Genomic DNA, 24855 nt, shown 5'->3' on the forward strand with positions numbered 1-24855 from the left:
TCTCCCTGAATATCTGCACGGGGAGTGCGGGAGGGGGAGCAAGATGCTGACACGTCGTACGGCGGCCGGCGCGATGGTGGGCGTGCTGGTCGTACTTCTCGCTGGTTGCAAGGGATCCGACCCCGCAACCAGCGACGCGGTGGGAGCCACGCCGACGCCCACATCGACAGCGACGTCGGCCGCGCCGTCCTCGACAGCGACGTCGGCCGCGCCGTCCTCGACGGCGCCGCCGGCGCCGCCGGCGACACCGGCCGGTACGCCGACGAGCGACATCGCCGGACTGTCCGCGAGCAAGATCCTGGACAAGACGCAGGCCGCCGCGAAGGCGGCGACCAGCGTGCGGATGAAGGGTGCGCTGTCCGACGGCGGGGACCGGATCGTGCTGGACATCCGGCTCGCGAAGACCGGCGGTCAGGGCACCATGAGCATCAACGGGGCTTCGTTCTCGCTGATCGTGCTCGGCAAGACCGCCTACCTGAAGATCAGCGACAAGTTCTGGCGCGCGCAGACCGAGTCGAAGGCCGACGCGGACGCCGTGATCGCCCTGGTCGGCGGACGCTGGATCAAGACGTCACTGACCGACAAGGACCTCGGCGAGCTCGCCGCGTTCGCGAGCAAGCCGAAGTTCTTCGACACGCTGTTCGAGCCGACCGGCACGCTGCGCAAGACCGCACCCCGGACGATCGGCGATGTCACCGCGATCGGACTGCGCGACACCGACGGCACCCTCTGGGTCGACACCGCGACCGCACGCCCGGTCCGGCTGGAGTCGTCGAGCAAGGACGCGCTGACGTTCAGCGAGTACGACCAGGTCACCACGCCGAAGGCCCCGCCGGCCGCTCAGGTGATCGACGGCAAGGCCCTCGGGATGTGACCCTCAGGGATCAGCCGACGTTTTCCATGATCTCGTCCGACACGTCGAAGTTCGCGTAGACGTTCTGGACGTCGTCGCTGTCCTCGAGGGCGTCGATCAGGCGGAAGATCTTACCGGCGCCGTCGGCGTCCAGCTCGACCGTCATCGACGGGACGAACTGGACGTCGGCGGAGTCGTAGTCGATACCCGCCTCCTGCAGCGCCGTCCGGGCCGCGACCAGGTCGGTGGCCTCGGTGACGACCTCCCAGGACTCGCCCAGGTCGTTGACCTCGTCGGCGCCGGCCTCGAGCACGGCCTCCATCACGTCGTCCTCGGACAGCGACTTGCCGTCCTGGTCCTTGGCGACGACGATCACGCCCTTGCGGTTGAACAGATACGCGACCGAGTTCGGGTCGGCGAGCGAGCCGCCGTTGCGCGACATCGCCGTCCGGACGTCCGCGGCGGCCCGGTTCCGGTTGTCGGTCAGGCACTCGACCAGCATCGCCACGCCGTTCGGGCCGTAGCCCTCGTACATGATGGTCTGGTACTCCGCGCCGCCCGCCTCGGCACCGGAGCCGCGCTTGACCGCGCGGTCGATGTTGTCGTTCGGGACCGACGACTTCTTCGCCTTCTGGATGGCGTCGTACAGGGTCGGGTTCCCGCCAGGGTCGCCACCGCCCATCCGGGCGGCCACCTCGATGTTCTTGATCAGCTTCGCGAAGAGCTTGCCGCGCTTCGCGTCGATGACGGCCTTCTTGTGCTTCGTGGTGGCCCACTTGGAGTGGCCTGACATGGCAAACCCAACCCTTCTACCGCTGCTACCGACTGCAGATGACTCAGAGGCCGCGGACCAACTCGGCGAAGTAGCCGTGCAGCCTGGCGTCCCCGGTCATCTCCGGATGGAACGACGTGGCCAGCAGCCGGTCGTGGCGAACCGCGACGATCCTACCCGCGGCGGGGCCCGTCCTCACTGTCGAGAGTACCTCCACGTCCCGGCCGACGCGCTCCACCCACGGTGCCCGGATGAATACCGCGTGGTACGGCGTGTCGAAGGCGGCGAACTCCAGGTCGGCCTCGAACGAGTCCACCTGCCGCCCGAAGGCGTTCCGCCGGACCGTGACGTCGAGCCCGCCGAGCGTCTCCTGGCCCTCGATCCCACCGGTGATCTCGTTCGCGAGCATGATCATCCCGGCGCAGGTGCCGAACACCGGCATCCCGTCCGCGATCCGCTTCTGCAGCGGCTCGAACAGCTCGAACGCCCGGGCCAGCTTGTCCATCGTGGTCGACTCGCCGCCCGGCAGCACCATCGCGTCGACAGCGGCCAGCTCCGCGGGCCGCCGGACCGGAACCGCCTCGACGCCGACCTCACGCAGCATCGCGACGTGCTCCCGCACGTTTCCCTGCAGGGCGAACACACCGATCACGGTCATAGATTCACTCTCCGTTGCCAGTTGAGGGTGACCTCGATGCGGCCTTCGTCGAACGTCGCCGGCAGGTCGTTGTGCCGGAGCAGCGCGAGCACGTCCTCGAGCAGCGGCTCGCCGGGGGCGACGTTGGCCGTGTCCGGGTGCCAGAGCTTCAGCTCCAGCATCCCGAAGTCGACCGCGTGCCAGACGTCGGTGTCGGTGAAGAACACCAGGCCCTGCGGTTGCTCGGCGGACTCCAGCGCCTGCCGGGCCGCGTGGTGATCCGACGTGTACCGGACCACGACCAGGCCGAGCGACTCCAGCTCGGCCAGCACGGCGTCCAGCCGGTCCGTGTCCGTCGTCGCCGGCCAGGCGGAGGCGTCCTCGTTGAGGTCCATCACCGCCTCACCGATCAGCAGCGGCACCAGCGCGGCCGCGTCCATCGACGGCGCGTCCTCCGACACCGCCTCGGTCAGCGCAGCCGTGATCGCGGCGTGGTCGGCGTACCCGGACCGGACAAGGACGCGGGCCAGGCCGCGCAGCTCCCGGGCGGTCCGCTCGTCCACCGACGGCAGGCCACCCGGGCTCTTGGCCGACGTCACCAGCCGCGCTCGGCGAGACGGTGCGGCTGCGGGATCTCATCGACGTTGATGCCGACCATCGCCTCGCCCAGACCGCGCGAGACCTTGGCGATCACGTCGGGGTCGTCGTGGAAGGTGGTGGCCTTGACGATCGCCTCGGCACGCTGCGCCGGGTTGCCGGACTTGAAGATGCCGGAGCCGACGAACACGCCCTCGGCGCCGAGCTGCATCATCATCGCGGCGTCGGCCGGGGTGGCGATCCCACCGGCGGTGAACAGCACGACCGGCAGCTTGCCCAGCGCGGCGACCTCCTTGACCAGCTCGTACGGCGCCTGCAGCTCCTTCGCCGCGACGTACAGCTCGTCCTCCGGAAGGCTCTGCAGCTTGCGGATCTCCTGGCGGATCTGGCGCATGTGGGTGGTCGCGTTGGAGACGTCGCCGGTGCCGGCCTCGCCCTTGGAGCGGATCATCGCCGCGCCCTCGGTGATCCGGCGCAGCGCCTCGCCCAGGTTGGTCGCGCCGCAGACGAACGGCACCGTGAACTGCCACTTGTCGATGTGGTTGGCGTAGTCGGCCGGGGTGAGCACCTCGGACTCGTCGATGTAGTCGACACCGAGGCTCTGCAGCACCTGCGCCTCGACGAAGTGGCCGATCCGGGCCTTGGCCATCACCGGGATCGAGACGGCGTTGATGATGCCGTCGATCATGTCCGGGTCGCTCATCCGGGAGACGCCGCCCTGGGCGCGGATGTCGGCCGGGACCCGCTCCAGCGCCATTACCGCGACCGCACCGGCGTCCTCGGCGATCTTGGCCTGCTCGGCGGTCACGACGTCCATGATCACGCCGCCCTTGAGCATCTCGGCCATGCCGCGCTTCACCTTGGCGGTACCGGTCTGGTTCTCGGTCACTTCTTCCTCCTGATCGTGGGGCTCGCTGTCCAGGTTAGGAGGTACCGGGCACCGAACTTCAGTCCACCGTGGATCAAGTGGACTGAAGCGCCTCCGCCAGCCGGGCCACCACGAGCCGGAGCGTGGCCGGCGGGGCGGTGAATGGGATCCGGATGTGCCGCCGGTCGGTGGCGTCCGGCGTGAACAGATCGCCCGCGCCGAGCAGCAGCCCCTGCTCCCGGGCCGCCTCCAGGACGCGGCGCGCCCGCGTCTCGGTCAGCTCCAGCCACAGCGTCATACCGCCTGTCGGAGTGGGCCACGCCACACCGTCGAGTGTCCGGAGTCCGGTCTCCAGCGCGTTCAGGTTGGCCCGCAGCCTGGTCCGCCGCCGGCCGATCACCTTGTCGAGCTTCGGCACGATGGCCCGGGCCAGCAGATCGTCCAGCGCGCTGGGCGAAGCCACGCTGAGCTGAGCCGCCGTGTTGATCCGCCGGCGCAACTGCTTGCCCGTCCGCACCCACCCGACCCGCAGCCCACCCCAGACCGTCTTGGACAGCGACCCCACACTCACGGTCCTGGGATATCGGCTCAGAGGGTCGGCCTGGTCCCCGGCCGCCAGCCACAACGGGCGCATGGTCTCGTCACTGATCAGCGCAGCGCCGTACCGGCGTGCGATCTCCACAACCGCCTGCCGCCGGTCCGCAGGCAGGCTGAGACCTGTGGGGTTGTGGTTGTCGGCCTGTAGGTAGATGACCTTCGGCCGATGCCGTCGGCACAGGTGCGCGAGCTGATCGGTGTCCCAGACCCCGGCAGGCCAGCCCGCCACGTCCAGGCGGTGTTTTCGCAGCAGGTCGAAGGCAGCCGGGTACGTCGGGGTCTCCGTGATCGCTACACCCGGTCCGAGGTCCAGTCCGGCCAGGGCGGCGTTCAAACCGGCTGCTGCGCCGACTGTGAGCGTCAGCTGTTCCGGCTCGGTCGGGACACCCTCAGCTGTGAGTCGCTCGGCCAATGCGGTGCGGAGCTCCTGTGAGCCGCCCGGCGGTGGCCCGTCGCCTCCCATGGCCTGCGGCAGTCCGTCCTGCACGATCTGTGCCGCCGCCTCGGCCACGTCATGCGGCGCGGCCGTGGTGGCGAACCGTAGGTCCAGCACCGGCCTGTCCCCCGCTGTCACCGTCGACGCCGGCGCCACGGGGTCCAGCAGCCGATCCAGCGGCCGCACCACTGTCCCGGAGCCGCGCTTGGTCTCCAGTACGCCGTCGCGGCGCAGGTTCTCCAGCGCGCGGACGACGGTCACCCGGCTCACCTCGAGCCGCTCCGCCAGGACCCGCTCCGACGGCAGCCGCGACCCGATCGACAGGTCGCCGCGCTCGATCCGCCGCAGCACCAGTCCCTCGACCTGCTCGGTCTTGGTCCCGTCGGCCGCGTCCAGATCCCCCGCCCGCCACATAAGTCCAGTCTCCCACAACTGGCCTCATGGTCCGACTTTGAGCACCCGCCAACCAATCTCGCACGCCCGAAGTGATCGGTAGAGGCTCAAGGTGCTGGTGCGGAAGTGTCGGTCGCGGGTGTGAGGATTCGGGGTGTGGATGAACGGTGGTTGATCGCTCCGGAGGAGGGCGGCGGGGCGATGCTCGTTGCGCTGCATCCGGACGGGCAGCCGGCTGGGGAGATCCTGCGTGAGCCGGATCTGGTCGCGTCGGTCGCCTCGCGGCCGCAGGTCACGCGGTGGGTGTGGCGTTCGTCGGCGGAGGTCTACCCGCGGCTGCTCGCCGCCGGTGTGCGGGTCGAGCGGTGCTACGACATCGAGAACTCGGAGGGTCTCCTGCTCGGCCACGAGGGCCGGCTCGGCGAGCCACGGTCCGCGGCCGCGGCCTGGGCCCGGCTCAGCGGTCGCCCGGTCCCGCCGGATCCACCGCTGCGCGCCGTCGTACCGGGTGAGCAGTCGTCGCTGTTCGAGATCGCCGTCGAGCCAGTGCCGTTCGAGGCGCTCCTGCGGGTGTACGCCGACCAGCTCCGGCGGCACGCCCTGGCCGAGCACCCCGACCGGATGCGGTTGCTCACGGCATCGGAGTCGTCGGCGATGCTGGTCGCCGCCGAGATGGATCTGGCCGGGTTGCCGTGGAGCGCGGACGCGCACCGGGAGGTGCTGGGCGAGCTGCTCGGCGAGCGGTTCGCCGGTTCGGGCGAGCCGCGACGGCTGACCGAGCTCGCCGACGAGATCTCCGCGGCGTTCGGGCACCGCGTGCGGCCCGAGCTGCCGGCCGACGTACTGAAAGCGTTCAAGCAGGCTGGATACCAGGTGAAGTCGACGCGGAAGTGGGAGCTCGAGCATCTGGACCATCCCGCGGTCGCGCCGCTGCTGGAGTACAAGAAGCTCTACCGGATCTACACGGCGAACGGGTGGACCTGGCTGAGCGACTGGGTGCACGACGGGCGGTTCCGGCCCGGGTTCCTGCCCGGCGGCACGGTTTCGGGTCGCTGGGTGACCAACGGCGGCGGCGGGCTGCAGATCCCGAAGGTGATCCGCCGCGCGGTGGTCGCCGACCCCGGCTGGCGGCTCGTGGTCGCCGACGCGTCCCAGCTCGAGCCGCGGGTGCTCGCCGCCATCTCCCGCGACCGGGCCCTGATGGAGGTCGCCGCGGACCCCGGGGACCTCTACAAGGCCGTGTCGGACCAGGCGTTCTCCGGCGACCGTGCGCAGGCGAAGATCGCCGTGCTGGGCGCGATCTACGGGCAGACGTCGGGCGACGGGCTCAAGAATCTCGCCATGCTGCGCAAACGGTTCCCGCAGGCGGTGGCGTACGTCGACGACGCGGCGCGCGCGGGTGAGGAGGGGCGGCTCGTGCGGACGTACCTGGGGCGCACCTGCCCGCCGAGCGGTCATCCACTGGACGAGGCCATGCTGGAAGGACCGCCCGCCGACATCCCCGCCACCGACCCCCGCCATGCGCGCGCCCGCGGTCGCTTCACCAGGAACTTCGTCGTCCAAGGCAGCGCGGCGGACTGGGCCCTGCTGCTCCTCGCCGCCCTCCGTCAGTCCTTGGCGCCGCTGAAGGCCGAGCTCGTCTTCTTCCAGCACGACGAGGTCATCGTGCACTGCCCCGCCGAAGAAGCCGACCAGGTCACGACCGCCATCCAGACCGCCGGCAACCTCGCCGGCACCCTCACCTTCGGCCCCACCCCCACCAACTTCGCCTTCACCGCAGCCACCGTGAAGAACTACGCCGACGCGAAGTAGTCACACGGCAAACGGCTCCACGTCGGCCCACTCCCAGTGCAGGGTGCCGTCCGCTTCGCCGACATCAAGGTGGTCGAGCAGAGCCGAGGGCTCGAGACCCGGTGGGACATCGATCGCCACGTGCCGGTCGCCGCTCCATTCGGATCGCAGGCCCGTGTCGGTGATGCGTTGCTGAAGCTCGGTGACGGCCCTCGTCGGGTCCGGCTCATCGACGAGCAGCGCGCGCAGCACGCGGCGCCCGGAGCGGGCGAGCACCTTGGTGACGATGGAGTCGTCCGAGAGGCGCACTGAGTCGCCGAGCGCGACGCCGTACGCGCGGAACGGAATGCAGCACAGCGTCGCCGAGCCGTCGGCTGTTCGGCGGAGCCAGACCTGCTCGACCTGGTCGTCGAAGCCGAACGGCGCGAGAGCGATCTGCGCGATGTAGTTGCTGTCGGCACGGAGCACCGGGTCGTCGTGGACGATGAATCTCATCGCAGTTCCTCCGGAAGGCCGAAGCGTCGGTGGTCGGTGGTTTCGAAGGCGGTGATTTCGGCGATGCGGCCTTCTTCGACGCGGAAGATGTCGAGGGCGAAGAGGCGGTGTTCGAGGTAGGCGGCGAGGGTCGGCTGGTGGTTGACGGTGGTGGGGAGGAAGCGCCAGCGGGCCGGGGTGAGGTTGGGGGTCAGGGAGCGGATCGCGTCGTCGATGCCTGAGAACCAGAACGGGTACGGCGGCATCGTGATGCGGATGTCCTCGTGCATGAGCGCGGCGAGTGCGGCGGGGTCGGCGTTGTCCCAGGCGGTCAGGTAGCGCTGCAGCAATTTGCGTTCGTCCTCGGACGAGTCGCGTGCCGACCACTCCGAGCGATGCGACGGCAGGTGTTCGCGAAGCACCGGGCGGGCGCGCTGGAGCGCCGAGTTGACCGCAGCCACGGACAACGACACGGCGGCCGCGGTCTCCCGCGCGGACCAGCCGAGGACGTCGCGGAAGATCAGTACGGCGCGTTGCCGCGCGGGCAGGTGCTGGATCGCGATCAGGAACGCCAGCTCGATCGTCTCCCGGCGGATCGCGACCGCGTCCGGTTCCTCGGCCCGATCGAGCAGTACGTCGGGAAACGGCTGCAGCCAGGCCACGTCGTCCCGCGCCGGCAACGCCGTCGCGGGGAACGAGGCCGGCTCCAACTGGTACGGCAACACCCGCCGCGGCCGCCGTACGTCGATACACGCGTTCGTCGCGATCCGGTACAGCCACGCCCGCACCGACGACCGCCCCTCGAACTCCCCGCGCGCCCGCCATGCCCGCAAGAACGTCTCCTGCACCAGATCCTCGGCTTCGTCGTACGACCCGAGCATCCGGTAACAGTGCACCCGCAACTCGTGCCGGTACCGCTCCAGGTCCTCCTCGAAGCTGCTCATCGTCCGTCCTCCAGCTCGATCGTGGTCGGCATCGGTGCACGACCGGCGAGACGAAACCACGTGACCAGGCGCCGCCGCCTCAGTTCGCGGGTCGAGACGACGACGTCGTTGTGGAAGCGGCGGGCCAGCTGGACGCGGCGCACGGCCAGGGCCAGCTCGCCCGCCCACGGTTCGACCTCGGTGCCGGTGGCGTGGATCGCGCGGGTGAGGGCGGACTCGGCCTGTTCGCGGACCTCGAGTGACTGCAGCGAGGCAGCGCGGGCGCGGTGCGCGGCGTCGAGGAGGAGCAGCGCGGAGGCCGGGTCGAGGATGTCGCTGCCGGCCAGCTCCGCGACCAGGGCGGACCGTCGCGCCAACTCGGTCTCCAGCGCGGCACGGGCCAGCTCCACCCGCCGGTGCAGCCTGTCGAGCCGCCCCGCGGTCCAGCTCGCGTAGGCGCCGATCACCAGCAGCACCACCCCCACCGCGAGCAGCACCCACGAGATCTCCACGCCCCAAGCCAACCTCACCGCTCCGCCCGTCCCCACACGACCCCGCCGATTACGGAGTGCTGACGGTCCGTCCGGACTCGGTAGTCACGACGCTTCGCGGCACTAGCGTCGGCAGCATGGCTGATATCGGCGTGATCGGCGGGTCCGGGTTCTACTCGTTCCTGACCGCTGCGGAGACCATCGAGATCGACACCCCGTACGGCGCTCCGAGCGAGCCGCCGGTGGTCGGTGACCTCGACGGGCGGGAGGTCGCGTTCATCCCGCGGCACGGCGCCGATCACCGGTTCCCCCCGCACCGCGTCAACTACCGCGCGAACCTGTGGGCGCTGCGCGAGCTCGGTGTCCGCCAGGTCCTCGGCCCGTGTGCGGTCGGCTCGCTCAGACCCGAGCTGACGCCCGGCACGTTCGTGGTGCCCGACCAGTATGTCGACCGGACGTGGGGCCGGGAGCACACCGTGTACGACGAGGCGCCGGTCGTCCACACGTCGGCCGCCGACCCGTACTGCCCCGTCGGCCGCGCCACGGTGATTGCCGCAGGCAACGTCGTACCGGACGGCACGATGGTCGTCGTCAACGGACCGCGGTTCTCGACCCGCGCCGAGTCGCGGTGGCACGCCGCACAGGGCTGGTCCGTCGTCGGCATGACGGGTGCGCCGGAGGCAGCGATCGCCCGCGAGCTCGCGCTCTGCTACACGTCGATCGCCGTCGTCACCGACCACGACGCCGGCGTGGAGACCGGCACGGGCGTCACCCAGGCAGAGGTCTTCGAGGCCTTCAAGCGCAGCATCGAGCGGCTGCAACAGCTGCTGAAGGACGTCATCGGCCAGCTCCCGAAACCGGACGCGGACTGCAGCTGCCGCCACTCGCTGGACGCCTGATGAGAGTCCTGCTGACCGGCGGAGCCGGCTTCATCGGCCGCCACGTCCACGACCAGCTTCGTGCCGAGGGCCACGAGGTCACCGTCCTCGACTCGTTCCGTCCGGATGTCCACGCCTACCGTCCGGAGCCACGGCCCGGCCTGATCGTCGGCGACGTCCGCGACCCGCGCACCTTCGAGGGCATCGACACCGTCATCCACCTGGCCGCCAAGGTCGGGCTCGGCGTACACCTCAACGACATCGATGACTACGTCTCCTCCAACAGCCTCGGTACGGCGGTGCTGCTGAAGTCCCTCGGCACCGTCCGCAACCTCGTCTACGCGAGCTCGATGGTCGTGTACGGCGAGGGCCGCTACGACTGCGACGAGCACGGACAGGTCGCCCCGGGCCCGCGGCGTACCGAGGACCTGGACGCCGGCCGCTTCGAACCGCCCTGCCCGCTGTGCGGAGCGCCGCTTCGCCCGGGGCTCGTCACCGAGGACGCGGTACCGGATCCGCGCAACGCCTATGCGGCCAGCAAGCTCAACGGCGAGCATCTCGCCGCCGCCTGGGCCCGCGAGACCTGCGGCCGGGTCACCGCGCTGCGCTTCCACAACGTGTACGGACCCGGCATGCCGCGGAACACGCCGTACGCCGGGGTCGCCGCGATCTTCCGGTCGATGCTCGAACGCGGCGAGAAGCCGCGCGTCTTCGAGGACGGCGGTCAGCGCCGCGACTTCGTCCACGTCCGCGACGTCGCGGCCGCGGTGACGCTGTCGGCTGCTGCCCTCCCCCAGCAGCCCGCGTTCCGGGCGTACAACGTCGGCAGCGGCACCGTCACCACCATCGGTGAGGTCGCCACCGAACTGGCCCGCGCGTACGGCGGGCCGGCGCCGATCGTCACCGGCGAGTACCGCCTCGGCGACGTCCGGCACATCACCGCCTCGTCCGACCGCCTGAAGGACGAGCTGGGCTGGAAGCCGGCGTACGACCTGCAGACCGGTCTGGAGGACCTACTCCGCTCGGCCGGTTAGCACCGGCACCGGCGGCAGGTCGATCCGGAACGCGCAGCCGCCGTCGACGTTGCTGACGGCAATCTTTCCGTCGTGAGACTCGACCACGCCGCGCGCGATCGCCAGTCCCAGACCGCCGCCGCCCGACCGGCCCTCGACGGACTCGGGCGTGCGCTGCTCGTCGCCGCGCCAGCCGACGTCGAAGACCCGGTCCAGGTCGTCGTCCGGGATCCCGCCGCAGCCGTCGGTCACCGCGAGCCGCACCCGTCCGTCGGTCTCCCGGTCCACCGCCAGTGTCACGATCCCGCCGCGCGCGGTGTGCCGGATCGCGTTGCCGACCAGGTTGGTGACCGCGCGCGTCAGCTCGTCCGGATCGCCTTGTACGGCGAGCCGATCGTCGTCGTCCGGCGTGGACACCGCCAGCTGGACGCCTTCGGCCCGGGCGTGCTCGTTGTTCTCGCCCGCGACGTCCTCGGCCAGCTCCCGCAGGCTGACCGCGGAGCGCCGGCGCGGCGGCGGAGCGGCCGACAACCGGGACAGCTCGAACAGGTCGTCCACGAGCCCGGTCATCCGGTCGACCGTCGCCCGCATCTGCCGCAACGCCCCCGGTACGTCGTCGATGACGCCGTCCTCGAGACCTTCGGACACCGCCCGCAACCCGGCCAGCGGCGTCCGCAGATCGTGGGACATGAACGCGACCAGTTCCCGCCGGCTGGTCTCCAGCGCCCGCTCCCGCTGATGCGACGCCGCCAGCTTCTTCCGGGTCATCTCCAGCTCGTCGGTCAACGCGGCCAGCTCGGCCGGCACCGCCCCGCCGGCGGCCTCGGTCGGTTCGTACGACGTGCCGAGATGCCGCAACCGCCGCCCGACGTCCCGCGACCCGACGCTGATCCAGTGCCCGAGCAGCACCGACATCGCCAGCCCGAGCAGCGCCGCGAAGGCGAGCGTCCACAACACCACCCACGAGTCGTGCTCGGAGATGAACATCGCCCGGACGCTCTGCAGCACCGCGGCCAGTGCGCCGGCCATCGGGGCCAGGGCCGCCACGATCATCGTGATCCGCAACGACCGCCGCCGGAAACGCCACAACACGACCGCCCCGACCGCTGCCACCACCAGCGTCCACAAGGTGGTCAGCGCCAGGATGGTCGCCATGTCCCTGTTCACTCGGCGTCACCCGCGAACAGGTAGCCGGTGCGCGGCACGGTCAGCACAAGCTTCGGGTCGGACGGGTCCGTCTCGATCTTCTCCCGGAGCCGCCGGACGTGCACGGTGACGGTGGACGAGTCGCCGAAGTCCCAGCCCCAGACACGGCGCAGCAACTCGGCCTTCGTGTACGCCTTGCCGGCGTGCGACACCAGATAGGCCAGCAGGTCGAACTCGCGGTGCGTCAGCGACAGCTCGGTCCCGTCGAGATACGCCCGCCGGGCCGCGGTGTCGACCATCACCGGCCCCGCGCTCAGCTTCGTCGGTGTCAGATCGAGCCCGGCCAGCCGCTCCTCGCGCCGTACCATCGCCTGCACCCGCAACGTGAGCTCCCGCGGGCTGAACGGCTTGACCACGTAGTCGTCGGCACCGACCTCGAGCCCGACCAGCCGGTCCTCCTCCTCGCCGCGCGCGGACAGCATGATCACCGCGGCGCCGTCGTCGGCCGCGCGCATCCGGCGCAGCACCTCGAGCCCGGACAGCCCGGGAAGCATCACGTCCAGGACGACGACGGACGGCTTCCACTGCTGCCAGACCTCGACCGCGGACGCGCCGTCCGCGACCACGCGGGCGTCGTACCCGGCCTTCGTCAGATAGGCCGAGACGACGTTCGACACGGTCGGGTCGTCGTCCACCACAAGCACACGAGTAGCCACGCTCCGAGCGTAGATCCTCCGCTCGTCCAGCCGCCGCACCAGCACCGCTACGCAGTGCGCCGTAAGCGACCCGTAGTCGTGTTCGGCCGCCGCGGGCGCGGATCCGTCCTTACCGTCGAAGCATGTCGGTCGATCTCGTCCTGCCGTGCCTGAACGAGGCGGCCGCGCTGCCCTGGGTCCTCGAACGGATCCCACCCGGTGTCCGCGCCATCGTCGTCGACAACGGCTCCACGGACGACTCGGCCGCGGTCGCCGCCGGGTTCGGCGCGACCGTCGTACGGTGCGAACCGAAGGGGTACGGCGCCGCGTGTCACGCCGGTCTGGAGGCGGCCGACGCGGACGTCGTCGCGGTGATGGACGCGGACGCCTCACTCGATCCGCGGCAGCTGGTCCGGGTCGTCGCGCCGGTCGTCGCCGGCCGCGCGGACCTGATCGTCGGCCGCCGGCGCCCGGTGTCGCGGCGGGTCTGGCCGTGGCACCTCCGGCTGGCCAACGCGGAGCTCTCCCGGCGGATCCGGCGACGTACGGGCGTGGCCTTGCACGACCTCGGCCCGATGCGCGCGGCCCGGCGTACCGCACTGCTGGGTCTCGGGCTGACGGATCGGCGCTCCGGATACCCGCTCGAGACGGTCGTCCGCGCCGCCGACGCCGGGTGGCGGATCGCGGAGGTCGACGTCGACTACCTCCCGCGCTCGGGCCGCTCGAAAGTCACCGGTACGCCGCTGGGCGCCGCCCGCGCGGTCCGCGACATGTCCAAGGTGCTCGCCCGGTGAACACCCTGATCGTGATCGCGAAGGCACCCGTACCCGGGCGGGTGAAGACGCGGCTGCAGACCGAGTTCACCCCGCGGGAGGCCGCGGCGCTCGCGCGGGCGTCGCTCGTCGACACACTGAATGCGGTCCAGGCCGCGCCCGCGACGCGGCGGGTGGTCGTGCTCGAGGGCGATCCGGGGCCGTGGCTGCCGCCCGGGTTCGAGGTCGTGGAGCAGCGCGGCGGCGGACTCGACGAGCGGCTCGCGGCGGCGTTCGAGGACGCGTACGACTGTACGCCGATGCTGCTCGTCGGGATGGACACGCCGCAGCTACGACCCGAGGTCCTCGGATTCCACTGGTCCAGGTACGACGCGGTGCTCGGGCTGACCGAGGACGGCGGGTACTGGTGCCTCGGGCTCCGGCAGCCGGATCGGCGCGCGCTGGTCGGCGTACCGATGTCGACCGACCACACCGGACGGGACCAGCTCCGGCGGCTGCTCTCGCTGGGATTGCGGGTGCGAATGCTGCCGACGTTGCGGGACATGGACACGCCACGGGACGCGGCCTATCTCGCGGCCGAGTATCCGTCGTTGCGGGTATCGCGCCTGTATCGGCGGCTGCAGCACGCAGCGCATCCAGGGCTCCTGTTCGACCAGGCGCTCGGCGGTACGACGCAGGTCGTTGCCACGGGCCCCGACGGGCGGACCGTGCCGTCGCTGTCCGAGCTGGACCGCTGGACGGCACCCGCGGACGAGGTGGATCGACTGGCGTTGAGCCGCTGCGAAGGGCCGGTGCTGGACATCGGGTGCGGGCCGGGGCGGATCGTCACCGCGCTGGCAGAACGCGGCATCCCAGCGCTCGGCGTCGACGTGTCGCCGCGTGCGGTGTCGCTCACCACGTCGCGCGGTGCGGCGGCGCTGCATCGACCGGTGCAGGACCGGCTGCCCGGCGAAGGACGCTGGGGCAGCGTGGTGCTGATGGACGGCAACATCGGGATCGGCGGTGATCCGGCGGACCTGCTGCGGCGCTGCGCCGAGCTCGTCCGGCCCGACGGTCTCGTGCTCGTCGAGGTCGACCCGGACGACGAGCTCGACGACACCACGCCGATCGTGCTGCGCAGCTCCACCGGACGCCGTTCCACCCCGTTGCCCTGGGCAAGGATCGGCACGCGCGCCCTGATCCGGCACGCCCGCGCCACCTGCCTGCACCCCACCGAGGACTGGCGCACCCCCCACCGAGCCTTCCTCACCCTCCGCCGGACCGCCTGATGCCCACCCCACCCGACCACCCCATCCGCCCCCGCCACCGGCCCGGGCTCAGGCATGGGCTCGGCCTCGTGCATGGGCTCGGGCTCGGGCTCGGGCGCAGGCTCGGCCTCGGGCGCAGGCTCGTGCGTGGGCTCGCGCTGGGGCGCGGGCTCGGGCGCGGGCTCGGGCTCGGGCGTGGGCTCGGGCTCGGGCGTGGGCTCGGGCTCGGGCGTGGGCTCGGGCGCGGGCGTGGGCTCGGGCGCGGGCGTGGGCTCGGGCGCGGGCGTGGGCTCGGGCGCGGGCGTGGGCTCGGGCGCGGGCGTGGGCTCGGGCTCGGGCTCGGGCCATCTGAGGGGTCAGCCCCTGAGATGGCCGGTTCACCCTCCTTCATGCGACGTGCGAAGCGGCAATCTCCGGGGTCAACCACTGAAACGGCATCCGACCGGGCAGGCGGACCGGCGGCATCCCGGCGGGCGCGCGGGTGGGCCGTCCGCGCGGGGTCGGCGGATTCGGCGGGGCTAGCCGAGCTGGCGGAGTCGACGGATTCGGCGGGGCTAGCCGAGCTGGCGGAGTCGACGGATTCGGCGGGGCTAGCCGAGCTGGCGGAGTCGGCGGATTCGCCGGAGCCGGTCAGGTCGGCGGAGTCGCCGGAGCCGGTGAGGTCGGCGGAGTCGCCGGAGCCGGTGAGGTCGGCGGAGTCGGTGAGGTCAGCGGAGTCGGTGAGGTCAGCGGAGTCGCCGGAGCCGGTGAGGTCGGCGGAGTCGCCGGGGCCGGCTGAGCCGGGGCCAGCGAGGTCGGCGGAGCCGGGGTCGGCGGGGCCGGGGTCGGCGGGGCCGGGGTCGGCGGGGCCGGGGTCGGCGGGGCCGAGGTCGGCGGGGGCGGAGTCGGCGGGGCCGAGGTCGGCGGGGGCGGGGTCGGCGGGGGCGGCGGGGTGGGCGGGGTGGGGATGGTTGGCGGGTGTGGGGGCGGTTGGGGTTGGGGTGGCGGGCGGGTGGGCGGCGGAGCGGCAGTGGTGGCCGAATGTGGTGCTGGCGGTGGGGTGCGGGTTGGTCGGGCTTCTGGTGTGGCGGTTCGGGCGTGGGTTGAGTGTCGGCGCGGTGGTGGTCGTGGCGGGGCTGTGCCAGGTGCCGGGGGTGCTGCACGCACCGATCACGAGCACGGACGCCTACCGGTACGTGTGGGACGGGCGTGTGCAGTTGTCGGGACATTCGCCGTACGGCTACGTACCGCTGGACGATCGGTTGGCGCAGCTGCGGGACCCGGTGCTGTTCCCGGGGTTGTTGCCGGACCAGCGGTCGGGCGTGACGAGCATCCCGGAGGACCCGGCGAGTCTGCCGGTGGACGACGCCCGGACGCGGATCAACCGACCGGGCGTGCCGACCATCTACCCGCCCGTGGCCGAGGCGTACTTCACCGTGGTCGCGCTCGTCACGCCGTGGTCCGTCGGCACGCTCGGCCTGCAACTGGCAGCCGCTTTGCTCGCGATCGCACTCACCTGGCTACTCGCCGTACAGAATCCACGGTGGGCGGCCTTGTGGGGTTGGTCACCGATCGTCGCCCTCGAAGCAAGCAACGCCGCCCACGTCGACGTCCTCGCCGCGCTCCTCGTCACGGCCGCCGTGGTCACAGCCGCCCGCCGGCCACGACTGGCCGCGATCCTCCTCGGCGCGGCCGGCAGCGTGAAGCTCCTGCCGCTGCTGCTGCTCCCCGCGTTCCGCCGCCGCAAGCCACACGTTGCCCTGGGCACCTTCGTCGCGACCTACGTCCCGCATGTCCTTGCCGTCGGCATCCTGGTGCTGGGATTCCTGCCCGGCTACCTCAACCAGGAAGGCTTCGAGGACGGCAGCTCGCGGTCGGCGATTCTCGCGCTCCTGCTGCCTCCTGAGGCCCGTCAGGTCGTCGCCGCCGCCCTCGCGCTCGGCCTCGCGATCCTCGCCTTCCACCGTGCACGCCGCGACCCGCTCGCGCTGACCTGCTGCTGGCTGTACGGCGCGGCGCTGCTGGTCGCCACGCCGACGTACCCGTGGTACGGCCTCCCGCTGATCGCCCTCGCCGCGCTGGCCGGCCGCCCCGAGTGGATCGCCGTACCGGTCGCGTCGTACCTCGCCTACGGCAGCTTCGGGCACGACACCCGGCAGGGCCTGATCCAGCTGGCCGCCGCCGTCATCGTTGTCATCGCATTCACGCTCCGTGGCCGGGTCGCTGCGGAATCAGGTTTGACCGCAGCGCCTCTCGCCGCCAACACTGGCGGGCGTGACGAAACGCATCGCCCTCGCGACCTCGGCCGACTACGCTGAGTTGCACCCGCACGAACGCCCGCTCCTCGACGCGCTCCGCGCCGCGGACCTCGACCCGGTGGTCGAGGTCTGGACCGACCCGTCGGTCGACTGGTCCGCGTACGACGCGGTCCTGCTGCGCACGGTCTGGGATTACTTCCGGCTGTACGACGTGTTCACCGAGTGGCTCGCCCAGCTCGACAAGGCCGGCGTACCGGTGCTGAACTCCACGGACCAGGTCCGCTGGAACAGCGACAAGCAGTACCTGCTCGAACTGCGCGAACGCGGCGTGGCGATCGTCCCGTCCCAGGTCGCGGCGGGCCCGTGCCTGCGCGAGGTCGTCGCCGGGCTGGCCGGTGAGCAGATCGTGATCAAGCCGACCGTGAGCGGCAATGCCCTGCACACCGTCCGCGGCGTCGCGGGGACTCCCGAGCTCGAGCAGGCGCTCGACGAGCTGCCCGACGTGGTGTACCTCGTGCAGCCGTTCGTGCCGGAGATCCAGTCCGACGGCGAGTGGTCGCTACTGTTCTTCGACGGCGAGTTCAGCCACGCGGTGATCAAGCAGCCCGCGACCGGCGACTACCGGGTCCAGGAATCGCACGGCGGCCGGACGACGCCGGCCGATCCGCCCGCGGCGGTCCTCGATGCCGCCCGCGCCGCGCTGGCCGCCTCCGGCCCGACGCCGACGTACGCTCGGGTCGACGGCGTCGTGGTCAACGACCGCTTCCTGCTGATGGAGATCGAGCTCATCGAGCCGTACCTCTTCCTCCCGCAGTCCCCGGACGCAGCCGGCAAACTCGCCGCTGCCGTCGCGGGCCGGATCTAACTCGCAGCCGACTCCGGGTGGCCCCGGCGACGCCCGTACAGCAGGGTCTCGCCGGCGGCCGTCCCGGTGTACTTCGTCCGCCGCGCCCACTCCCGGCACTCGGCCAGCACCGGGCACGACGTCAGGCACAGCTCCCGCGCCTTGCGCTGCTCCCAGCGCGACGCGCTCTCGTCGTACGCCGGCGCCTGACCGATACACGCGGCCCGGCTCATCCAGCGGTCGGCGGGATCCACGATCACGGTCAGCGTCGGCCTCATGACTCCGACGGTAAGTCCCCGGCGACGTCGCCGACTCTTTGTCTCGCAATATGACCTACTTACTAGACTTTTACAGTCTGGGGTATGCCGACGCTCGACGCCATCCGCCAGGCCGCCCGCGACCTCGACGGACGCATCCACCGCACACCGATGCTGACCTCGTCCGCACTGAACGACCACTTCGCCGCCGATTTGGTGCTCAAGGCGGAGCTGTTCCAGAAGACCGGCAGCTTCAAGGTCCGCGGCCTGCTGACCAAGCTGCTCCGGCTGAGTGCCGCCGAGCGGGAGCGCGGGGTGGTCACCGTCTCGGCCGGGAACGCCGCCGGAGCGCTCGCCTGGGCCGCGCGGGACGCCGGCGTCCCGGCGACCGTGGTGATGACGACGACCGCCGTCCCGGCGAAGGTCGCCGCGGCCCGCGGATACGGCGCCACCGTCGAGCTCGTCGAGGGCGACCTGATGGCCGCCTACGAGCGGATTCGGGACGAGCGCGGACTGACCGGGGTGCACCCGTTCGACGACGAGGACGTGATCACCGGCCACGGCAGCCTCGGCCTCGAACTGCTGGCGGATCGCCCCGATCTCGCCGCGGTGCTGGTTCCGGTGGGCGGCGGCGGGCTGATCTCGGGGGTCGCCGCCGCGGTCAAGCTCCTGAAGCCGGACATCCGCGTGATCGGGATCGAGCCGGAGCACGCCGATGTGGTCAGTCGCAGCCTGGCAGCGGGCGAGCCGCAGCGGCTCCTCACCGCACGCTCGATCGCGGACGGTCTCGCCGCGCCCGTCTGCGGCACCCGCAACCTCCCGCTGATCCAGCTGTACGTCGACGAGGTCGTCCGGGTCGGCGAGGAAGCCCTGCTGGAGGCGACGCGTCTGGTCATGTCGCGCACGAAGCTCGCCCTCGAGCCCGCGGCGGCCGCTCCGTTCGCCGCGCTGCTCGAAGGCAGCGTGCAACTCACCGGCGTCACCGCCGCTGTGGTGAGCGGCGGCAACCTCGACGTGTCGAAGCTGGCGCTCTAGGCGGTCGCGAGCCGTCCCTGCGCGCGGGAGCGGACGCCGTCGGACGGGTCGTCCACCGCGTCGCCCCGGCGGACGGGATCGTTCTCCGGGAGCAGGATGTCGCGCGCGACCACCAGCATCAGCCACAGCGTGCCCGCCATCCGCAGGATCACCGACAACCAGTAGATCCGGTCCGGGATCTGCGGATCACCAGGCGCCAGGAACTGCGCCAGATGCATCCAGACCAGCATCCAGTAGAAGCATTCGCAGGCCTGCCAGATCAGCCAGTCGCGCAGCCGCGGACGGGCCAGCGCCACCAGCGGCAGCAGCCACAGCACGTACTGCGGTGAGTAGACCTTGTTGATCAGCAGGAACGCGGCCACCACCAAGAACGCGAGCTGTGCGAACCGCGGCGGTCGTGGCGCCATCAGCCCGAGGATCGCGATCGACAGGCACAGCCCGGCGAAGATCACGATGTTCAGCTGGTTGACGTCCGCGACCTCGTGCTTGGCGAGCTTCAGGACGTACCAGATCGAGCCGTAGTCGCTCTCTCGCTCGTCGTTGAACTGCCAGAACGACAACCACTCGTTCTTCGCGAGCAGGTAGATCGGCGCGTTCACGAGTCCCCACGCGATCGCGGCCGCCAGCGTCGCCTGGACCCACGGCCACAGCTTCCGCCCGCGGATACAGACGATCAGCAGCGGGCCGAGCAGCAGGAACGGGTAGAACTTCGCCGCCGTTCCCAGCCCCAGCAGGACGCCGAACCAGATGGGTTTCCCGCGTGACCACGCGAACATCGCCCCGGCCGTCAGCGCCACCGCGAACAGGTCCCAGTTGATCGTGGACGTCAGCGCGAGCACCGGCGCCGCGGCGACGTACAGGGCGTCCAGCGGCTGCCCGCGGGCCGCGCCGGGTCTGGACTCGACGCCCCGAGCGGTCGCTACCGTCAGGCCGACGATCAGCAGTGCGCAGAGGAACAGCAGCACGGTGTTCACCAGGAAGAACACACCGGCGGTGTCGCGCTTCTGCTCGACGGTCAGGTCCTTCTTCGGGTCGCCGGTGATCAGCCAGGTGATCTGCGCCGCGACCTCCATGAAACCGCCGGTCAACACCGGGTACTCCAGCACCGGGTAGTTGCCGGTGTCGAGGAACGGCCGGTTGCCCTCCGCGAAACCGCGCTCCTGGTACAGGAACCCGATGTCGGAGTAGCAGAGCGCCTTGAACGGCCGCCAGCTCTGCCGGTCCCAGCCGGCCTCCATACAGGGCGCCTTCTGCAGCACGCCGAGCCCGAAGGTGATCGTGCAGACCGCGAGCGCGATCCGCAGCGGCGTCCACCACGACGAGCTGAGCCGGGCGAACCGCCCCGACGGCCCACCGAGCCCGACAGTCAGGCCGGCGAGCGCCGGATCAGCCTCCGACGGCGTCTGCGCTAGCTCGCGCTGTGGTCCGGTCACGGTCGGCATCATCTCCTATCGGCCACCCGGCGACCAGGAGAGGTTACCCACCTGTGCCTTACGCGGGGCGCAGGTGGTTCCCGCGCGCCGCTATCCGGTCGGGTGCTCGAGGCGCGCGAGCCACGTGGTGAGAAGCTTCTCGAGCTGCTTGGCCTCGACCGGCGTGAGGGCCTCGAGGAGACGTTTCTCATTCGCCATGTGGGCGGTGAAGGCCTTGTCGATCAGCCGCTGCCCGGCCGGCGTCAGGCGGACCACCCGGCCGCGCCCGTCCTCGTCGCTGCGGCGGCGATCGACCAGCCCGGCCTCCTCCAGGCGGTCGACCCGCTTGGTGACCGCGCCCGTGGTGACCATCGTGTGCAGCGCGATCTCCCCCGGCGCGCGCTCGTACGGCGCTCCTGCGCGCCGCAGGGCCGCGAGGACGTCGAACTCCCCCTCGGTCAGCCCGTACTGCGCGTAGAGCAACGTCAACTCACCGGTCAGCTGGTTCGCGATCCGGTGCAGCCGACCGATCACCCCTTGCGGAGCGGTGTCGACGTCCGGCCGCTCGGTCCGCCACTCCGCCTGGATCCTTGCCACGTGGTCCACGGCTTCCACTATATCTTCCCGGGAAGATATAATATTTTCCATGGAAGACACTTTCCGCTGGACCCTGGTGACCGCGGTCGCGCCGATCGCGTGGGGCACGAACTACTTCGTCACCCACGAGTACCTGCCGGCCGGGCATCCCTTGTACGGCGCGGTTCTGCGCGCACTGCCCGCGGGGCTCCTCCTGCTCGCCCTGGCCCGCCGCCTCCCCCGTGGCGCCTGGTGGTGGCGATCGGTGGTGCTGGGGATCTGCAACATGGGCGCCTTCTTCGCGCTGATCTACCTCGCGTCCCAGCTGCTCCCCGTCAGCCTGGCCTCGACGATCATGTCCGCGGCGCCGTTCACAATGGCGCTCTTCGCCTGGGGCCTGCTCGCGGAACGGCCGACCGTCCAGGTCCTCACCGGCGCGACCGCCGGGCTCGCGGGCGTCGTCCTGCTCCTCGGCGCGGGATCGGCCGCCGTCGATCTCCGTGGCGTCGCGGCGTCGGCCGCCGCGCTGACGATGTCGTCGTGCGGCTACGTCCTGGCCAAGAAGTGGGGCCGCGCCGACGAGGGGCCGCTCGCCACGACCGCATGGCAACTGGTCGCGGGCGGCATCGTCCTGGTGCCGTTCGCGGTCGTCGTCGAAGGCAGTCCGCCACACCTCGACGGACCCGCGGTCGCCGGCTTCGTGTACGTCGGACTCGTCGCGACCGCGCTCGCGTTCACGGCCTGGTTCGCTGGGCTGCGCCGGCTGCCCGCCGCGACCGTCGGCCTCATCGGGCTGCTGAACCCGGTCACCGGCGTACTCCTCGGCGTGCTGTGGTCCGGCGATGTCCTGACCGCGCGGCAGCTCCTCGGCCTGGCGCTGGTGTTCGCCGGCATCACGCTGAGCCAAGTACGATCAATTGGCGTGTCGAAGCGCTTCGACTGGGGTAGAACTGGGGTGCCGACGGAAGAGGGGAAGCACCATGGTCACGATCGCGGACGTCGCCCGGCATGCCGGGGTGGCGACCAGCACGGTGTCCTATGTGCTCAGCGGCAAGCGGACGATCTCGCTTGACACCCGCGAGCGGGTGCAGCGCAGCGTCCGCGCTCTCGGCTACCGGCCGAACGCGAGCGCGCGGGCGCTGGCCAGCCAGCGGTCCAACGTGCTGGCGCTGGTGATCCCGCTGCGCACCGGCATGCACGTCCCGGTGATGATGCAATTCGCGACCGCGGTCGTGACCACGGCCCGCCGGTTCGACCACGACGTCCTGTTGCTGACCGCGGACGAGGGTCCGGAGGGACTCGAGCGGGTCGCACAGAGCTCGCTGGTCGACGCGCTGGTGGTGATGGACGTGGAGCTGCACGACGAGCGGGTCCCGATGCTGCGTGAGTTGCCGATGCCGTCGGTCCTGATCGGGTACCCGGAGGACGCCGCCGGACTGACCTGTATCGACCTCGACTTCGTTGCGGCGGGCGCTCGATGTGTGGATCACCTGGCTGACCTCGGCCACCGCTCGCTCGCCCTGCTCGGTACGCCGTCGGCCGTGTACGAGCGGCAGACCGGGTTCGCGCAACACACGCTGACCGGGTTCGCCGAGGCTGCCGGGCGCCGTGGGGTGCTCGGTGTCGAAACGCCGTGTGAGCACACGTTCGACGCGATCCTGCACACGGTCGAGCAACTGCTGGCCGAGCACCCGGACATCACCGGACTGGTCGTGCAGAACGAGCCGATCATCGGCCCGCTCCTCGACGTCCTGCGCCGGCTCGGCCGCCGGGTGCCCGAGGACATGTCGCTCGTCGCGATCTGCGCGGACGACGTCGCCGAACGGCAGGTCCCGCAGCTGTCCTCGGTCACCATCCCGGCCGAACAGATCGGCGAACAGGCCGTCGAAGCCCTGATCGCCAAACTCGAAGGCGGCAGCGTTCCGGAGCTGACGCTGCTGCCGCCCACCCTCACGGCGCGCGGCAGCAGCGGACCTCACGCCTCGCGCACCACCGCGTAGCCGCCGGCGGGCACCACCAACTCACCGTTCACAGCCGCCCCGGCGACCAACTCGGTGCCCACGGCCGGTACGACGGCGTCGGCGTCGCCGTGGTTGATGAAGAACACCCAGGTCACCCCACCGTCCCGCCGCCGCACGGTCTCCACCAACCCGCCCGCAGACCGCCCCGCGCCCGCCAAGCGGCTAACGAGATCGGCGGCGGTGTCGTCGTCGAGTTCTGTCGAGACGTACCACGCTGTCCCGGTGCCGACCTGGCGGCGGGTGACGGCGGGCTTCCCGTCCAGCACTCCCCCGGCGTACCGGTCGACGACCTCGGCCGAGACCGCCTCGACGTCCTCGCTCCACACCCGCCCGCGACCACCAGAGGCCAACGCAACCTCGCCCGACAGGGGATGGAACTCCTCGACCCGCACCCCGAGCAGCTCCGCGAACGCGCCGGGATACCCACCCAACCGCACCCGGACATCCGGATCCACGATCCCGCTGAAGTACCCGACCACCAGTTGCCCGCCGCTCTCGACATACGCGGCGAGGTTCTCGGCCGTCTCGTCGGAGACGAGATACAACGACGGCACCACCACGACGCGGTACGACGACAGGTCGGCGTCCGGAGCCGCGAAGTCCACCGTCACGTCCGCATGCCAGAAATGCCGATGCGCGGATCGTACGGCGGCGAGGTAGTCCAGCGACGACGACGGCAGATGCGTGCCCTGCATCGCCCACCAGCACTCGGCGTCCCACAGGATCGCGACCTCCGCGACCACGGTGCTCCCGGCCACCTCGGCCAGCCGCGGCAGCACGGATCCGAGCTGCGCGACCTCCCGGAACCTCGCGCTGTCCGCACCCGCATGCGGAACCATCGCCGAGTGGTACATCTCCGCACCGCCCCGGGACGCCCGCCACTGGAAGAACAGCGCACCGCGCGACCCGCGGGCGACATGCGACAGACTGTGCCGCGCCATCCGGCCGGGCTCCTTCGTATGCCACCGCTCACCGGTGTTCAGGCCGCCTGCCGCCTGCTCCATCAACAGCCACGGTTTCCCGCCGGCCCAGGCCCTGGCCAGGTCCGCGCCGAACGCGGTCTGCTCCTCCGCGCCGATGCCGGCGTGGTCCGGATAGTGGTCGATGGCAACGACATCGACCTCGGCCGCCCACCGCGCATGGTTCACCGGAACCCAGCCGCCGAAGACGAAGTTGGTCGTGATCGGTGCCGCCGAGTGTTCGCGAAGCACCGCCTTCTGGTCCAGGTACGCGGCCAGCAACTCGTCGGACCAGAACCGGCGGTAGTCCAGGTACTGCGTCGGATTCACGAGGTACTGCGTCGCGCGCGGCGGCTCGATGTCCGCCCACTCGGCGTACCGCTGGCTCCAGAACGCGGTCGTCCACGCCTCGTTCAGCCGATCGAGCGATCCGTACCGCTCCCGCAGCCACCCGCGGAACCGCTCCGCCGCGAACGTGCAGTAGCAGGTGGTCCCGTACTCGTTGTGCACATGCCACATCGCGAGCGCCGGATGATCGTCGTACCTCTCGGCCAGCGCCCGAGCGATCCCGCGGGCCGCGTCACGGTACGCGGGTGCGCAGACGCAGTACGTGTCGCGGCTGCCGTGCGTCAGCCGTACGCCGTCAGCCGTCACCGGCAACGCCTCGGGGTGCAGCCGGCTGAACCACGGCGGGGGTGAGGCGGTCGGCGTGGCCAGGTCGACCTTCACCCCGCCGTCGTGGAGAAGGTCCAGCACCTGATCGAGCCACGCGAAGTCGTACTCGCCGGGCGCGGGCTCCAGGCTCGACCACGAGAAGACACCCACGGTCACCAGGTTCACACCGGCCTGACGCATCAGGTCGACGTCCTCTTTCCAGACCGCGGGGTCCCACTGCTCTGGGTTGTAGTCGCCGCCGTACCAAAGACTCAT

At 71.1% G+C, this 24855-nt stretch carries 25 protein-coding genes; 11 read left to right on the forward strand and 14 right to left on the reverse strand.

Annotated features, from left to right (window positions below):
- Positions 1–43: 43 nt before the first annotated feature.
- Positions 44–874: a hypothetical protein gene (locus AB0L64_RS08430; RefSeq protein WP_363709132.1), complete on the forward strand. Its 831-nt coding sequence runs from the start codon at positions 44–46 to the stop codon at positions 872–874.
- 10 nt (positions 875–884) lie between these two features.
- Here the strand turns inward: AB0L64_RS08430 and AB0L64_RS08435 are convergent, their stop codons facing one another.
- From AB0L64_RS08435 to AB0L64_RS08455, 5 genes are all read right to left on the reverse strand, one after another.
- Entirely contained in the window at positions 885–1646 is a 762-nt protein-coding gene (locus tag AB0L64_RS08435) for a YebC/PmpR family DNA-binding transcriptional regulator (protein ID WP_363709134.1), read from the reverse strand.
- Between the two features lie 43 nt (positions 1647–1689).
- Positions 1690–2283, reverse strand: coding sequence for a pyridoxal 5'-phosphate synthase glutaminase subunit PdxT (gene pdxT / locus AB0L64_RS08440; protein ID WP_363709136.1), 594 nt, complete (start codon positions 2281–2283; stop codon positions 1690–1692).
- Positions 2280–2861 carry a hypothetical protein gene (locus tag AB0L64_RS08445; protein ID WP_359923383.1) on the reverse strand — a complete coding sequence of 194 codons (582 nt, stop codon included), beginning with the start codon at positions 2859–2861 and terminating at the stop codon, positions 2280–2282. Before AB0L64_RS08445 ends, pdxT begins: the two co-directional genes overlap by 4 nt.
- A complete protein-coding gene (gene pdxS, locus AB0L64_RS08450; protein ID WP_355691513.1) occupies positions 2858–3748 on the reverse strand; it encodes a pyridoxal 5'-phosphate synthase lyase subunit PdxS in 891 nt (296 codons plus the stop codon). The genes AB0L64_RS08445 and pdxS overlap by 4 nt, the downstream gene beginning before the upstream one ends.
- A gap of 73 nt (positions 3749–3821) precedes the next feature.
- The gene (locus AB0L64_RS08455) at positions 3822–5174 is read right to left on the reverse strand and encodes a PLP-dependent aminotransferase family protein (RefSeq protein WP_363709138.1); all 1353 of its coding nucleotides are present in this window, start codon (positions 5172–5174) and stop codon (positions 3822–3824) included.
- A gap of 135 nt (positions 5175–5309) precedes the next feature.
- Here AB0L64_RS08455 and AB0L64_RS08460 point away from each other — a divergent pair, with 135 nt between their 5' ends.
- On the forward strand, positions 5310–6965 hold the full coding sequence (locus AB0L64_RS08460; protein WP_363709140.1) for a bifunctional 3'-5' exonuclease/DNA polymerase: 1656 nt from the start codon (positions 5310–5312) through the stop codon (positions 6963–6965).
- Here AB0L64_RS08460 and AB0L64_RS08465 read toward each other — a convergent pair whose 3' ends face one another.
- The 3 genes from AB0L64_RS08465 to AB0L64_RS08475 are packed head-to-tail and all read right to left on the reverse strand — an operon-like array spanning position 6966 to position 8853.
- Positions 6966–7439, reverse strand: a complete 474-nt coding sequence (locus AB0L64_RS08465; protein WP_363709142.1) for a DUF4265 domain-containing protein — start codon at positions 7437–7439, stop codon at positions 6966–6968.
- Positions 7436–8362: an RNA polymerase subunit sigma-70 gene (locus AB0L64_RS08470; protein ID WP_363709144.1), complete on the reverse strand. Its 927-nt coding sequence runs from the start codon at positions 8360–8362 to the stop codon at positions 7436–7438. Before AB0L64_RS08470 ends, AB0L64_RS08465 begins: the two co-directional genes overlap by 4 nt.
- Positions 8359–8853, reverse strand: coding sequence for a hypothetical protein (locus AB0L64_RS08475; protein ID WP_363709146.1), 495 nt, complete (start codon positions 8851–8853; stop codon positions 8359–8361). The genes AB0L64_RS08470 and AB0L64_RS08475 overlap by 4 nt, the downstream gene beginning before the upstream one ends.
- Before the next feature lie 116 nt (positions 8854–8969).
- On the opposite strand from AB0L64_RS08475, the gene AB0L64_RS08480 reads away from it, so the two are divergent.
- Both AB0L64_RS08480 and AB0L64_RS08485 read left to right on the forward strand, forming a co-directional pair.
- On the forward strand, positions 8970–9731 hold the full coding sequence (locus tag AB0L64_RS08480; protein WP_363709148.1) for an S-methyl-5'-thioadenosine phosphorylase: 762 nt from the start codon (positions 8970–8972) through the stop codon (positions 9729–9731).
- Positions 9731–10744 carry an NAD-dependent epimerase/dehydratase family protein gene (locus AB0L64_RS08485; protein ID WP_363709150.1) on the forward strand — a complete coding sequence of 338 codons (1014 nt, stop codon included), beginning with the start codon at positions 9731–9733 and terminating at the stop codon, positions 10742–10744. Before AB0L64_RS08480 ends, AB0L64_RS08485 begins: the two co-directional genes overlap by 1 nt.
- On the opposite strand, the gene AB0L64_RS08490 is transcribed toward AB0L64_RS08485, so the two are convergent.
- Positions 10724–11878 carry a HAMP domain-containing sensor histidine kinase gene (locus AB0L64_RS08490; RefSeq protein WP_363709152.1) on the reverse strand — a complete coding sequence of 385 codons (1155 nt, stop codon included), beginning with the start codon at positions 11876–11878 and terminating at the stop codon, positions 10724–10726. The two genes, AB0L64_RS08485 and AB0L64_RS08490, sit on opposite strands and share 21 nt — an antisense overlap.
- A gap of 8 nt (positions 11879–11886) precedes the next feature.
- On the reverse strand, positions 11887–12585 hold the full coding sequence (locus tag AB0L64_RS08495) for a response regulator transcription factor (RefSeq protein ID WP_359923355.1): 699 nt from the start codon (positions 12583–12585) through the stop codon (positions 11887–11889).
- 122 nt (positions 12586–12707) lie between these two features.
- On the opposite strand from AB0L64_RS08495, the gene AB0L64_RS08500 reads away from it, so the two are divergent.
- The 4 genes from AB0L64_RS08500 to AB0L64_RS08515 all read left to right on the forward strand — a co-directional run bounded on the left by AB0L64_RS08500 (position 12708) and on the right by AB0L64_RS08515 (position 17686).
- Positions 12708–13358, forward strand: coding sequence for a glycosyltransferase family 2 protein (locus AB0L64_RS08500; RefSeq protein ID WP_363709154.1), 651 nt, complete (start codon positions 12708–12710; stop codon positions 13356–13358).
- Positions 13355–14605 carry a DUF2064 domain-containing protein gene (locus tag AB0L64_RS08505; RefSeq protein WP_363709156.1) on the forward strand — a complete coding sequence of 417 codons (1251 nt, stop codon included), beginning with the start codon at positions 13355–13357 and terminating at the stop codon, positions 14603–14605. Before AB0L64_RS08500 ends, AB0L64_RS08505 begins: the two co-directional genes overlap by 4 nt.
- Before the next feature lie 1001 nt (positions 14606–15606).
- On the forward strand, positions 15607–16881 hold the full coding sequence (locus AB0L64_RS08510; RefSeq protein WP_363709158.1) for a glycosyltransferase 87 family protein: 1275 nt from the start codon (positions 15607–15609) through the stop codon (positions 16879–16881).
- Positions 16838–17686 (forward strand): hypothetical protein, encoded by an 849-nt coding sequence (locus AB0L64_RS08515; protein WP_363709160.1) that lies wholly within the window; start codon positions 16838–16840, stop codon positions 17684–17686. Before AB0L64_RS08510 ends, AB0L64_RS08515 begins: the two co-directional genes overlap by 44 nt.
- Here AB0L64_RS08515 and AB0L64_RS08520 read toward each other — a convergent pair.
- On the reverse strand, positions 17683–17943 hold the full coding sequence (locus tag AB0L64_RS08520) for a WhiB family transcriptional regulator (RefSeq protein ID WP_329000709.1): 261 nt from the start codon (positions 17941–17943) through the stop codon (positions 17683–17685). The genes AB0L64_RS08515 and AB0L64_RS08520 overlap by 4 nt on opposite strands.
- A gap of 84 nt (positions 17944–18027) precedes the next feature.
- Between AB0L64_RS08520 and AB0L64_RS08525 the strand changes: the two genes are divergently transcribed.
- Positions 18028–18957 carry a threonine/serine dehydratase gene (locus AB0L64_RS08525; RefSeq protein WP_363709162.1) on the forward strand — a complete coding sequence of 310 codons (930 nt, stop codon included), beginning with the start codon at positions 18028–18030 and terminating at the stop codon, positions 18955–18957.
- Here AB0L64_RS08525 and AB0L64_RS08530 read toward each other — a convergent pair.
- Complete coding sequence (locus tag AB0L64_RS08530; protein WP_363709802.1) at positions 18954–20399, reverse strand: glycosyltransferase 87 family protein; 1446 nt, start codon at positions 20397–20399, stop codon at positions 18954–18956. The two genes, AB0L64_RS08525 and AB0L64_RS08530, sit on opposite strands and share 4 nt — an antisense overlap.
- Positions 20400–20480: 81 nt before the next feature.
- Positions 20481–20975, reverse strand: coding sequence for a MarR family transcriptional regulator (locus tag AB0L64_RS08535; protein WP_363709164.1), 495 nt, complete (start codon positions 20973–20975; stop codon positions 20481–20483).
- A gap of 40 nt (positions 20976–21015) precedes the next feature.
- Here AB0L64_RS08535 and AB0L64_RS08540 point away from each other — a divergent pair, with 40 nt between their 5' ends.
- Positions 21016–22017 (forward strand): EamA family transporter, encoded by a 1002-nt coding sequence (locus AB0L64_RS08540; protein WP_363709166.1) that lies wholly within the window; start codon positions 21016–21018, stop codon positions 22015–22017.
- Entirely contained in the window at positions 21926–22945 is a 1020-nt protein-coding gene (locus AB0L64_RS08545; RefSeq protein WP_363709168.1) for a LacI family DNA-binding transcriptional regulator, read from the forward strand. Before AB0L64_RS08540 ends, AB0L64_RS08545 begins: the two co-directional genes overlap by 92 nt.
- Here AB0L64_RS08545 and AB0L64_RS08550 read toward each other — a convergent pair.
- Complete coding sequence (locus AB0L64_RS08550) at positions 22921–24855, reverse strand: beta-galactosidase (RefSeq protein WP_363709170.1); 1935 nt, start codon at positions 24853–24855, stop codon at positions 22921–22923. The two genes, AB0L64_RS08545 and AB0L64_RS08550, sit on opposite strands and share 25 nt — an antisense overlap.

The sequence above is a fragment of the Kribbella sp. NPDC051936 genome, from assembly GCF_040680955.1.
Lineage (GTDB): Bacteria > Actinomycetota > Actinomycetes > Propionibacteriales > Kribbellaceae > Kribbella.